Source organism: Enterovibrio qingdaonensis, assembly GCF_028683135.1.
Classification (GTDB): domain Bacteria; phylum Pseudomonadota; class Gammaproteobacteria; order Enterobacterales; family Vibrionaceae; genus Enterovibrio; species Enterovibrio qingdaonensis.
Window position 1 is genome coordinate 15,411 of record NZ_JAJUBB010000009.1, and the last position, 12,922, is coordinate 28,332.

General features: G+C 48.5%; 10 protein-coding genes. All 10 read right to left on the reverse strand.

Annotated elements, in window-relative coordinates; genetic code table 11:
- Positions 1-45: 45 nt before the first annotated feature.
- From LRP49_RS13435 to LRP49_RS13480, 10 genes are read right to left on the reverse strand one after another with little or no spacing between them, the layout of a single operon-like run.
- Positions 46-1,353, reverse strand: a complete 1,308-nt coding sequence (locus LRP49_RS13435) for an MATE family efflux transporter (RefSeq protein ID WP_274142821.1) — start codon at positions 1,351-1,353, stop codon at positions 46-48.
- 8 nt (positions 1,354-1,361) lie between these two features.
- On the reverse strand, positions 1,362-3,086 hold the full coding sequence (locus tag LRP49_RS13440; protein ID WP_274142822.1) for an SLC13 family permease: 1,725 nt from the start codon (positions 3,084-3,086) through the stop codon (positions 1,362-1,364).
- A 3-nt stretch (positions 3,087-3,089) separates the two neighbouring features.
- Complete coding sequence (locus LRP49_RS13445) at positions 3,090-4,139, reverse strand: glycosyltransferase family 4 protein (protein ID WP_274142823.1); 1,050 nt, start codon at positions 4,137-4,139, stop codon at positions 3,090-3,092.
- Positions 4,139-4,951, reverse strand: a complete 813-nt coding sequence (locus LRP49_RS13450) for a putative capsular polysaccharide synthesis family protein (RefSeq protein ID WP_274142824.1) — start codon at positions 4,949-4,951, stop codon at positions 4,139-4,141. Before LRP49_RS13450 ends, LRP49_RS13445 begins: the two co-directional genes overlap by 1 nt.
- A complete protein-coding gene (locus tag LRP49_RS13455; RefSeq protein WP_274142825.1) occupies positions 4,941-6,182 on the reverse strand; it encodes an O-antigen ligase family protein in 1,242 nt (413 codons plus the stop codon). The genes LRP49_RS13450 and LRP49_RS13455 overlap by 11 nt, the downstream gene beginning before the upstream one ends.
- A complete protein-coding gene (locus LRP49_RS13460; RefSeq protein WP_274142826.1) occupies positions 6,175-7,263 on the reverse strand; it encodes a glycosyltransferase in 1,089 nt (362 codons plus the stop codon). The genes LRP49_RS13455 and LRP49_RS13460 overlap by 8 nt, the downstream gene beginning before the upstream one ends.
- Before the next feature lie 13 nt (positions 7,264-7,276).
- Entirely contained in the window at positions 7,277-8,686 is a 1,410-nt protein-coding gene (gene cysN, locus LRP49_RS13465; RefSeq protein WP_274142827.1) for a sulfate adenylyltransferase subunit CysN, read from the reverse strand.
- A 54-nt stretch (positions 8,687-8,740) separates the two neighbouring features.
- Positions 8,741-9,658, reverse strand: a complete 918-nt coding sequence (cysD, locus tag LRP49_RS13470) for a sulfate adenylyltransferase subunit CysD (protein ID WP_274142828.1) — start codon at positions 9,656-9,658, stop codon at positions 8,741-8,743.
- An 11-nt stretch (positions 9,659-9,669) separates the two neighbouring features.
- A complete protein-coding gene (locus tag LRP49_RS13475) occupies positions 9,670-10,641 on the reverse strand; it encodes a DHH family phosphoesterase (protein WP_274142829.1) in 972 nt (323 codons plus the stop codon).
- Positions 10,642-10,673: 32 nt separating this feature from the next.
- Positions 10,674-12,899: a GumC family protein gene (locus LRP49_RS13480; protein ID WP_274142830.1), complete on the reverse strand. Its 2,226-nt coding sequence runs from the start codon at positions 12,897-12,899 to the stop codon at positions 10,674-10,676.
- Positions 12,900-12,922: the final 23 nt, after the last annotated feature.

Consider the following 12,922-nt stretch of genomic DNA (forward strand, 5'->3'; position numbering starts at 1 on the left):
AACGTCTGGCGATTGAAGAGATATGCAATACCTTGCCTTTTCTTATTATCCCACAGGAATAAACCCAAGTCGTCGTTTGACGGCATAGAGCGCACACAAATTTTGAGCCGAAACCCCAATACTGACTGCAATCGCGGCCCCTAGAATTCCCATTTTGAGTGTCAGTAAACACAATAGAGACAGTGTAAACAGCCCAGAAAGCACAGTGATGTTTCGCATGTCCTGCTCATGCCCGCACATGGTCAATAGAAAGCCGACGGAACCTGTTGTGACATTGATAGCTTGTCCGATAGCTAAAATAACCAAAAGCACGCCTGCTTGTTCGAACTGCTCACCAAACAAAGACATGATGGTTTGTGGCCAGAGTAAGATCACCGCCAATATTGGCAGTGATATGAAAATCATTAGGCGCGTGGAAAATTGTGCGAGCTTTCTCAATTGGTCAATTTTCCCAGAGTGATAAAGGGCAGAGAATCGGGGCGCGACGACAAAATTAACCACCATGAGCATAAAGCTTATCAGTAGTGAAGTGCGTTGCGCTGCTGAAAACAAGGCGATGTCTTCTGTCGAGCTAAAAAGCCCAACAACAACGATAGATGCCCATGGCAGGGCTTGCCCGGTCGCTGAAATGAGCCACAAGCTAGGTAAAGAAAACCAAAGCTCAGGCATGGCGCGAGGGCGGACATCAAATCGGTGTTGTGGCATGCGAAGCCATAGCCCAAGACCAACAATGACAGTAATAGCAGACCCAACCAGATAGATCAGTGCTGCGGTGTCAGCAGTGGCATCATCGTTAGGTAACATCAGAAGCACTGGCAAAGTGAGAACAGTGACCCCTAATTGCATTGAACAGACCGCAGCGATCACTTTCCGCGCAGCCTGTAACGCGTAGCCGTTTAGTAGGTACAAAGTGATAAAGGGGATGGCCAGCGCGAAGCATCGCAATGTTGGGGCAACGTCTGGCTTATCAAAAACAGATTGGGCCAACCAAGGTGTCGCAAGGTAAACCGCAATGCCAGTGGCAAATGAAACGGGAACAGCGGAGAGATAGGCATAGGAAAACACATGATTGGTCGTGTCCATGTCTTTTTCCGCATAAGCATGGCCGATAAAACGCAGTAGGGCATTGTCCAAGCCTAACAAGCAGAGAGTCCCCAGCATGGTTGCCAATCCGAGCCCCAGAAAAAAATAACCGGACTCAGTCGGGCCAAGGATTCTGGCCACTGCAACACTGAGAAAAAATGCCGCACTGGCAGATAGCACACGGAAGATGCCAGCCAATCCAGTATGAACCAACAATTGTTTACGTTCTGAGGAGAGAGATTGAAAGCGGTTAATGAATGCTGATAACACGAGATGACCTACCAAGGGAACATAACGGGGACTAACGCAATCACGCCAAGTCCATAACAAATAGAGAGTGGTAACCCTGCTTTAAAGTAATCTCGCGGCTTGTAGCGACCTGCGGAGTACACCATAAGGTTGGTTTGGTAACCGAAAGGTGAAAGAAAGCTCGCACTCGCTGCAAATGCTACCGTCATGATAAAGGGCAAGGGATCAACATTGAACTGGTTTGCGATGGCAAGCCCGATGGGAAATGAGATAGCGGCAGCGGCATTGTTAGTAATAAGCTCGGTCATTAACCACGTTGCGATATACAAGATTACCATCGCTCCGAATGGGCTGCTATGTTGGCCTAATTCAAGGATGTGCGACGCGACATTGTCAGCGAGCCCCGTGAGGCTTATTGCTTGAGCTAGCCCTAGTGCTGAGCCAATCACCAATACCAACTCAAAAGGAAAGCGACGACGAAGCTCATGGATGGAAGTGAGTTTTGTCGCAATTGCGATAGCGAGCAAAACAATAAGGCCTTTATAAAGTGGCAGTAAACTTGCCAGACTGGCTGCCAGTGCCGTCAGCGCAGCGCAACAAAATAGAAGTGACTCAGTGTGGCTTAGCGAAGACGTGGTCTGATTTCGATTCCCCACGACAACAAAATTTTGACTGACGCTGCCGCGTGAAAAAAAGTCATCACCCACTGCCAGAATTAACAAATCTCCGCCGCGCAAACGAATTTGACCTAACCCGCCGTTCAGTTGGTGATCACCGCGTTTGATAGCGACGACAGCCGCACCGAACTGACGTCTAAAGTTTAGTGACTTAATGGTCTTACCCGACACCATGGCATTGGGAGCCACCACAACATCGACAAGATTACTGTCGCGCGCAGAGGCGTGTTCTGTATACAAGGAGAGGCCAGAAAAACGTGAGAGCAAGCTGGTGGCATTGATATCACCAGAGAAAACCAGAGTGTCACCGCCTTGCAGTGGCTCTGATGGAGACACAGGTGAAATACACCTGTGATGCCTGACTATCTCCACCAGAAACAGCTGTTCGAGATGCCGGAGACCGATGGCTTCGATAGTTTGCCCAACGAGAGGAGAGTCTACGGCGACTTGGGCTTCTAAAAAGTAGTTTTCAGCGTTACCTTCCGTCGCTGCTTTTTTGCCAGGAAGCAGGTGAAGTGAAACCAACACAATGATAGCCAATCCCATCAAAAACAAAGGCACCCCGACAAGACTGAAATCGAAAAAGCCTAATTCAGGTAAGTCAGCATTTAAGGTAAAGCCGTTGACCAAGAGGTTCGTTGACGTACCGATAAGGGTCATCGTGCCACCCAATATGGCAGCATACGATAAGGGGATCAATAGCTTACTTGTCGAGTGTTGGCTATTGGCGATGCGTTGCATCAGTGCGGCAACTACCGCCGTATTATTGATAAACGCAGACAGTAACCCCGCAGAAAGGGTAGTGCGTAGCGTTACACCTCGAAGGTTTCCTTTCGTGCACCACGCGCCTAACTGAGAAACGAGAGTCGTGCGCTCCAATACCACGGACATTAAGACCAAGAGCACTAACACGATAAGCGCCGGGTTGACGAAATTGGAGAACAGTTGCTCGGCAGGCACGATATCTAGCAATAACAAGGCAATGAATACCATGCCAAATACTAAAGCGGGGCGAAGCTCCGTGAGTAGCAGTGTTACCAGCAAAAACAGGATCAGTAGTCCTACAGCCCATGCCATACCCTAGTTACCGTAAATTGTGTTTAGAGCCGCCCGTTGTTTTTCCGCACTGAAAGTGGCGTTGATGGCTTCAAGTGACTGTTGATAGTCAGGATGGTCGGGACGACGACAAAAATTGACGATTTGTTTGGCCATCGCTTCTGGCGTGCTAACCATAAACGGGTAATGCAAATTTTGGGTGGCACCAATGATGCGCAATACCATCGGAACATTCAGTTTGGCGGCCTCCAATAGCGTCAGCGGCATACCTTCCCATGCTGCGGTGTGCAGGTACAAATCTGCGTCATTGAGGCGTTGCATCAGCTGCGTATGCGGGATCATACCGGAGACCTTAATACCTGCATCTAATAGCGGCTTCTCCATTTCTGGGGGGCCGCCCCCGAGCCAATGTAAAGTGACGTGTCTTCCTTCAGGGTACAGCTGAAGGTTGATGAGCGTGTCCAGTAAAAAGGCGGGGTCTTTTTGTGGTGAGATACGACCGACCACCACAACGTTAAATGGGCCATGTGTGTTTGGTTTTGGTGCCGTACCCGAGGTAAAAGATATCGAATCAATTTCGGCGTAGTTGTTGAGATGGATAGCTTTTTTGGCACCCAACTCCAAAGCCAGTTCACACTCTCTTTTACTGCATCCGGCGACAAGATCAATACGAGAGAGGCCCAAGGTTTCGAGCGTCATATAAATTCTTTGTATGGACGGAGAAATGTCACGGCGTTCGAAGGCATAGCAATGCGGGGTATAGACGATTTTTGCGTTTCCTTTAGGCAGGTATCGTCCGAGAAAGCCTGCGAAGCTTGAATGCAAGTGGATGATGTCAGGCTGAGTTTGCAGTACCGCTTTTCTCGCGTTTTTGAAAAAGGTGAGCAGACTGCCGTCCACAGTTTGGACTTCGCTGAATAATTCTTCAAACGCCAGATCAATGTCATCTTGTTTACGTTTTCGAGCGAAGAGAAGATGCCGAATGGGATCTTCTGCGGTAGAGCGAACGTAACTGCAAAGCGCAGTTTGAATGCCTCCGCCGAATGCTTCGGTGATATGGAGTACGGTTTTCATCACTGCCCCCATTTATTTTTAAACGCATTTCTTTCATTTTCACTGTAGACGGCCTGATACAAAGGCGCATCGTACAAATGGAACAATTTTTCAAAACGATAGGTGCTTTTGAACTGGCGATAGAGTTCGGAATACCACTTGTTCGCGGAGTCATTGCTGGTGGTCAGAACAAAATCGGGTGCAGCCAAGAAAGCTGACAACGCGGCGGCTGAATCATTGATGGCCTCACACTTCATAAGAAGTATTTCGCGGCCTCCTTCTTCAATAGTCCAATGAGCTTGGGTCGAGTCATGCACATGCTGCAAAATGTCGACACCAAAGTGGCGTTTTAGCTCTCTGTCGAACCAATTAGTGAAGTAATCCAACCGAACGTGTTGTTCAAACGCGTGAACGAGATGGGTCAAGGTTTTATCCATGTCACCATGAATGGCTTCGTTTTTCTTTCCTGCGACAAATTGAATATGAAGGTCTTGAAAGAAGCGGGATACCACAGTCGCGACGGGGTCGCGCACCAAGGTAATGATCTTTAAAGACGGCCTTTTTTGCAGGATACGCCTGCGATGCGCCAACGCTAGTTTGTACCCAGCCCGAACGTGCCAATCAAAAAAGCAAGCCACGTCGGCCGTGTTTCGGTACATCTGAAACTCTTCATTGTCATCAAAAGTATGAATATGCCAGCTTGGGATGCTGGCTTGTTCAAGCGACGCCTCAATGGATGATGAGCCAACCTTTCCCATTTGATAGACCAATACAAATCGCGGATCTTTCAATCGCTGGTCGAAGGCTTTTTGACGGGAAAGACTAGCTATCATGGCTTCTCCTTGGCTTGATATGAGGACGATGAACAGTAACGGTTGTTTTGATGAATGCAGCTTTCGGAGGAACCGGAGACAGCGTTTCAACGCGAGTGTTGACGAAAAAAGGCAACAGAAACATAAGCATAATGGTGCTATTTACAGCAACGAACAGCACCATGGCGAGAATGTAGACTGCCAGTAAGAAGGCGACGGGGTTTTGGGCTCGCTGTCGATAAAGACGACGCGCTCCACGTAAGAAGCCCCCGATTAAAATGACGAGTCCGACGGTGCCATATTCGATGGCGACATCTAACACAAAGTTGTGGGTATAGATGGCGAGGTTAGGGTTTAGGAAGAACGGTGCTAAGTAATCGGGCAGCATTTTCGGCCCGACCCCAATCCACGGATGAGACAAGAAAAGCTCAAAGCCATTGGCGAGCAAGAGTTTCCGCCACAGTTCAGAATTCCACTGCGCTTCGTTTTGATCGGCAAAAAGCACGTCGTAGCGATTGAACTCGATAGCATCAAGAAACGGCTGGATTCCCCATATATACCAAGATGAAAACGCAGCTAATGCGACGCCTGCTAAGAAAAACATAAGCATTGCTTGAAGATTGTCTTGCTGCTGAGCAGGGATTGGGCGGCAGAATAGGTAGTCGGCCAGCAAAATGGCTGCCACACCAAACATGGCTTTGCGTTCACCCGACATCAGCAGCAAAACCAAAGCGATAAATAAAAAAAGGTGGCTAAATCGGATTTGGTGTCGCATGACATAAAGCATTGCGAAGCAGAAACCAAAAAAGTACTTGGTGTTTTCTAGGTGCTTAAAGTCATTAAATTCAGGATGGCTAAGGTGCCAAGCCGCAGTGTAGCAAGCACCGCCAAATGCATAGAGGGCGACCAAAGACAGAAATCGCGGTGACGCGAGAAGGTTCTCTTGGTGTAGAACGCCGAGAAAAGCCGCAATAGAGAGCCATTGCACCATTTCAATGAGAATGAGTTTGGCTGGAACGTTGTTGTACAAACCGCTAAGAAAAATATAAAGAACAAACACAATGATGAAGGTGGATGCGGTGATGGTACTGCGTAGCAGTCGTCCTCGCAGGGTAGTGATAGCGAGTAAGCCAATCGAGGCAATCCCCAACAGGTCCGCGAGATACAAATCAACATTTGCGATGGATACTCGCCATGGAATAAAGAAAAGTATCACGGCAAATGCGGCCAGATGCTCAATAGACCTAGCCATTAAACAGCCTCTGGTATGTCTCGTAGTACTGCGAGCGGAAAGACTGCAGCGTAAAGTGCTGACAACGAGAAACGGCATACTCGGCGGCATTGTGATAGGCGTCTGGTTGGGTGCACAGTGCGTGGATATTTTCAGCTAGCTCAGTGTCGTTCCCCACGTTAAATAGGTACGCGTCGTTGCCTATGACTTCTTTCATTCCATCAACACGAGTCGCAATAACAGGGACGCCTGCGGCCATAGCTTCAACCGCTGCCAGACCAAACCCTTCAACGGTTGAACTCTGAACATAGAGATTGAGTGTTTCCAAAAAGGCAGGAATGTCCTTTTGGACACCATGAAACACCACGCGATCCTCAAGCTCTAACGTCTTGACGAGTTGCTGGTATTCTTTTTTTCGGTCTCCATCCCCCGCAAAGTGAAGCTCGTAGTGTAGTGGAAGTTGACGTAATGCTCGAATAAGGGTTGGGTGATCTTTATAAGCATGAAAACGCCCAACCATGCCAATCTTTATCTTTGCGTTTTTTGGGGGTAATTGTTTGGGGCGTAGTGGAAATTTCGTCAGATCCACGCCATTGAAAATCACTTCGTAGTGGCTTTTACAGCAAGGTACAAAAGACTCAAGTGCCTGTTTAACTTGGTCAGTAATGCATACTGTGACGTTATATCGCCAGTAGAGGAAAACCTCGAAGGGTTTGAGCCATACATGGTCTCGCCGTCTATTATGCGTAGCGTGTTCGGTTTGAATACGTTTTTTTCCAAACGCAGCCAATGCGATATAAATGGACGGAAAAAGATGGCCATGAACTAAATCCGGCCATCTCAATAACTGCCACTTTTCTTTCAGCGACAGAGAATCCCACACGAAACAGACAATGCCTTGCGACTCTAGCTCTTGCTTGAAGTCGTTGTCATCGTCCAGTGTGATCACGCGAATTTCATAGCCCGCAGGTGGTGGTAATACCAAGTCAATGACAAAGCGTTGGGCACCACCATTACGAGAAAGGTCGTTAATAATATGCAGGACCTTTACGGTTCTCAGGGCCACTTTTTCGTTATCGGTTCGTAGCGTCACGGTATTCACATTTAGCCCCGAATTAGTCGATGGGTTTCGTTTCCCACTCGGGATAGTGCTCGCGAATAAATCGGTTTAACGCAATTTCGGCGGCAGAGTATTGTCGCTTGGTGCCTTCATCTTGTGGGGCATGTATCGCTTCTACCATTCCTGCAGCGACAGTAATGTTGGTGAGCCTATCAATAACAATAAAGGCTCCTGTTTTTCTGATATCTGCATATTTGTCAGCCGCAACGTTTGCATTCACATGGAGCTCGACTAAACCAATCTCGTTAAGGGCAAGTGCGGTTGCAGGTTGTGTTTCAAAGCTATTGATATCTATTTTGTGCGAGATGCTGCTAATACGCCCAGTGACACAGTGTGTCGCGAATTTGAAGTCGTAATCATGCTGCACCTTTAGTGGGTCTTGTGACATCCAAACCAATGATGCCGCAAACCGATCAGACAGCTCTGGCGCGGTATCAGGATGCGCAAGCATGTCACCGCGAGAGATATCTATTTCATCTTCCAGAGTGACGGTAATGGCATTGTTAGGTGCCACGCTATTGAGGTCTCCCTCGTACGTAACAATTCGGCTGACTTTACTTTGCTGGCCTGAAGGCAGTGCGACGATGGTATCGCCTTGGCGCAAGATACCTGAAGCCAGTGTGCCGCAGTAACCACGAAATCCGTCATTGGGGCGGTTTACAAACTGAACGGGAAAGCGCATGTGTTCAAGGTTCTGATCGCAGCTGATCGCAACGCCTTCTAGTAAAGACATCAATGACTCGCCTTGATACCAATCCATTTTCTCACTGACGGATACCACATTATCGCCTTCAAGTGCGGAGATGGGCACATAGTGGACATCGGTGATCCCTAAGTGCTCCGCCATGGTTTGGTATTCTGCTTTAATGGAGGTGAAAACGGACTCGTCATAATCGACGAGATCCATTTTATTAATGGCCACTACCACATGACGGATGCCGAGTTTGCTGACGATATAGCTGTGTCTTCGCGTTTGCGTGAGCAGCCCCTTGCGCGCATCGACCATCACAATGGCCAACTCACAGTTGGAGGCTCCGGTAGCCATGTTGCGGGTGTACTGCTCATGTCCGGGGCAATCGGCGATGATGAACTTACGTTTTTCTGTGGAGAAATAGCGGTAGGCGACATCAATGGTAATGCCTTGCTCTCGCTCTGATTGCAAACCGTCTACCAATAGCGCGAGATCGAGAGCATCCCCAGCGTTTCCAACGCGCGCATTGTCTTTATGCAGCGATGATAGGTGATCTTCGAAGATCAACTTTGTGTCGTAAAGCAGGCGGCCGATCAGTGTCGATTTTCCATCGTCGACACTGCCGCAGGTGAGAAGCCTCAGCAGATCTTTATTTTCATGCTGATGGAGATAAGCTTCAATGTCCGTCGCGATAAGCGCAGAACTATGGCTCATGAGTCACTCCTTTGGGCAGACAAGCAAATTCCATATATTTCTAAATGAGGCCTTTTAGAAGTAGCCTTCTCGTTTCTTTTGTTCCATCGAACCGGCCTGATCGTGGTCTATGACACGGCCTTGTCGTTCGGAGGTTTTGGTCAGCAACATTTCCTGAATAATTTCAGGGAGTGTTGCCGCGGTGGACTCTACGGCCCCTGTTAAGGGGTAGCATCCTAGCGTTCGAAAGCGCACCGACTTCATTTGTGGTACTTCGCCTTTTTCTAACGGCATTCGGTCGTCATCGACCATGATTAACGTGCCATCTCGTTCTACAACGGGACGTTCTTTTGCATAGTAAAGAGGAACGATGTCGATGTTTTCTAGGTAGATGTATTGCCAGATATCTAACTCGGTCCAGTTGGAGAGCGGGAAGACGCGAATGCTCTCGCCCTTATTCACGCGACCGTTGTAGGTATCCCAAAGCTCTGGGCGCTGGTTTTTCGGATCCCAGCGATGATGCTTATCGCGAAACGAGTAGACCCGCTCTTTGGCGCGACTTTTTTCTTCGTCACGCCGAGCTCCACCAAAGGCCGCATCAAACTCGTATTTGTCGAGAGCCTGTTTTAGGGCTTGGGTTTTCATTATGTCGGTATGTTTCGCACTGCCGTGCTCAAAGGGACCGATCCCCATATCGACACCGTCTTGGTTAATATGAACCAGCAACTCCAGTCCCAGTTTTTTGGTCAAGGCATCGCGAAACGTGATCATTTCGCGAAACTTCCAAGTGGTATCAACATGCAGCAAAGGAAACGGCGGCTTGCCGGGCGCAAAGGCTTTCATGGCAAGGTGCAACATTACCGCGGAGTCTTTGCCAATCGAGTAGAGCATGACAGGGTTATCAAACTCAGCGGCAACTTCACGAATGATATGAATAGATTCGTTCTCTAGTTGTTTGAGATGGGTTTGGTTAAGCGCAATCATGTCCGCCATGACAAGTCCTTTTAAGTATCCAGCGGATAGCGCTGGTGGAATGCTTCGATAAATTCACTCAGCAATTCAGCGGGGAGGGCATTGATCCCTGCTGCGGCTTTTCGGCCACCGCCGGTTGGGAAAGAGGATGCGAGTTCGTCTGCACCCACACGATTTTTCAGTGGTGCTCGAATGCTGACGAGGTAGTTTCCATCTGCTTTTGCCGTAATGACGGCATTTGCGACGTGAGGGTCGCGATTGGTCATGTCATTGGAAAACACGCCACTAATGCGTCTCGCCCAGGCTTCATCGGGGAACATAAATACGCGAGAGCCAATACGTTCTGAATATGGAATGATCGCGGCGGCTTTTTCACTGTCGCCAATAAAGCCATTCTCCAGTGTGGCGTATACGTCAGGGCGCTCTGCAATAAAGTTAAATGGCGACGGATAAGACGCCATGAGTTTGTATATTTCTGCGGGTGAAAACAGCAGATCGGACAGAGAAGCACCGTAACCGTTGTAGTTAAGGTAGGTGCCAAACTGCTTCAATTTCTGGCGGTCTTGCTCACTCAGGCCGGATTTTTTACCCAAGGTGTCAGCAACAGCAATCATGTTGTCGCCATAAGCACCAACGAGCGCCCATTCGCGGTAACGTCCATCAAGTAGCTTGTCGATGATGAGGCTTGTGCACGTATTTGCCGCCGTATTGATGTGGCTTGTCAGTGAAGGGTGATCGGGAATTTCATCCGGATTATGGTGATCGGCATAAAATACCCTTACCCCTTCAGAGAGCAGATTATCGAGAGCACAACGGTTTTTCCCCATCGCCACATCAAGGACTGTCACGTCTTGAGCAATGGCAGGGTCGACCTGTTTTAGAAGGGCAATATCGCGCTTCACCCCAGTAATCAAAGCACTGTCTTTGGGGGTAGCGAGGCGGAGCTGGATGAGTGCGCAAATCCCATCTGCATCGCCATTAAATACATCAAAGCTGGTTTTCATTATTATCTATTTATCCTTGTTATATCAGCGTCCTAGCTGGCTTCTAACGTTTCGTCATCGTGCTTGTTGTTATTGTAATAACCATAGTGCAGCTTGTACTTTTCCTCCGCATATTTGCTGGAGAGTTGATTGAGGACGACCCCATCAATGGCAATGTCGTGCCTGACCAACTGCCCTACGGTTTGGCTGATTTGTTTTTCCGTTGTTGATTCGGCTTTCACCACCAAAATCATCCCGCCAGCTAGTTTGCCGAGGATCAAGCTGTCACTGACAATCTGGACGGGCGGCGTGTCCAATACGATCCGATCGTAGCTTTGCTTGAGCTGGTTTAATAAGGCGGCAAATTTGGGTGAGCTCAACAACTCTTGTGGGTTTGGAGGTAACAGACCTGCGGGCAAAATATCCAGCGACGATGCATCATCGTGATAAATACAATCGCTAGCGGAAGCCCCCATCACCAGTATGTTTGTCAGACCTGTTTGATTTCGCGGTAGCCCATAACGCTGACCGATCGCGGGAACGCGCAAATCACAGTCAATGAGCAAAGTACGTTCCATGGTCGCGAGAGATTGTGCGAGATTCAGTGCAACCGTTGTTTTTCCTTCCGATGGAAGTGATGACGTTACAGACAGAACTTTTCGATTGCTGTTAGTCAAGGTTAAAAGAATCGAGGTGCGGATAGTTCGCACTGACTCACTGAATAAGGCTGCATCTGGGTCAAGATACAGTGTGTGGTCTATGGGGGTATGTTTGAATCGCTTCACCTTTACCCGAGGTAAAAATCCTAGGTGCTGCAAGCCGAGCTTCCCTTCAATATCATCTGGTTTTTCAATGGTATTGCGGTATGCGTCTGCAAGGAAAGCACCCATGATGGCAATCAGTAGGGCGAATGCGGCACTGATCACGATTAATTTGGTGGTTTGTGGCCGAAATGGGTCTTGAGGGGCTTTTGCCCTGTCAGTAAATCGAGCATTGAGCGATTCAAAGTCACTGGTTGCCGTGGTTTCTTTTTGCCGGTTTAAGAACATTTCGTACAGTTGGCGGTTTGAATCTACATCTCGCTTCAATGCGTCATATTGTGCCCGCTTGCTTGCGATGTGCTGATAATCGCCTTTTTTACTATTTAACTCAGCGAGTAAGGCGGCTTCTTGTTTGATGGCGTTATCCAAATCTTTTTGTATACCGATGCCTAACTCTCGAATGACGGCACGCGAACGGGCTCTTACCGCATCAAGTTGTGCACGGGCTTGAATCATCTTGTCGTGTTTTGGACCGTACCGCTTTGCCAGTTCAGAGACTTTTCGCTCTGCATCAATCTCTGCGCTTTTCACATCTCGTACTTGAGGGTGATTGGATATCTCAGGGACGGACAGCAAGCTGGCGGCACTGTTGCCGCTAGATTGAAGTAAGGAGTAAATTGATTCTGCAGCGACACGGCGCTCTTTCGCTTCAGATACGCGGATGGTGAGGTTCGTGAGTTCAGTCCCTGCCAGTTCATCGATATCATCAAGTTCAATGAGCCCTTCTTGTTTAAGGAAGTCTGTCAGTGCGAATTCGGCTGTTTTAAGGCTGTTTTCCAGTATCGCAAGACGCTCAGTAAGCCAGGTCGACGCGGTTTGTGTAGCAAGTAGCCTTGCTTCGAGATTGGACTCGATATAGGCATTACCTACGGCATTTGCCACTTTCGCGGCCAATGCTGGATTGGCTGAATCAAAATGAATTCGGACTAACTGCGTATACCTTATGGGTTCAATGGCGAAGTGCGACTTGAATTTTTTCAGCACCGCTCGCTTTGCTGCATCACTGTTTGGGTCAGTGGACGGGGGAAGGGGTTTAGGTAGAAAACCTTCCAATCCATCGATTTGGCGCAGCAGTGAGAGCATCCGATCGCGTGCGGAGGGTTTGCCGACAAGGCTGTTGAACTCAGATAACTGCGCCAGCCCCAATTCGTCGATGACGCTTTCAGCGATATGATCCGAACGGAGAATCTCAAATTGTGTTTGGTAATACTCTTTCTTGTTGGTATCGATCGCGTAAACCTCTTCAATGGAAACGGCTTTGTTCGCACTGGATTCAATTAACAAGGTGGCAGTGGCGCGATAGACCGGCTGAATAGACAAAATAAACAGCGTGGCAGCGGCAGTGACAATGGTGACAAAGAGAACAATGGGGAACCAGTAACGACCAAGCACACCCACAAATCGTTTAAAGTCGACTCGCGGTGTTTCGGCAACCGGATTTGGCTCAATGATTTTCATCTTTGCTTTGTCCTTGTAAAAAG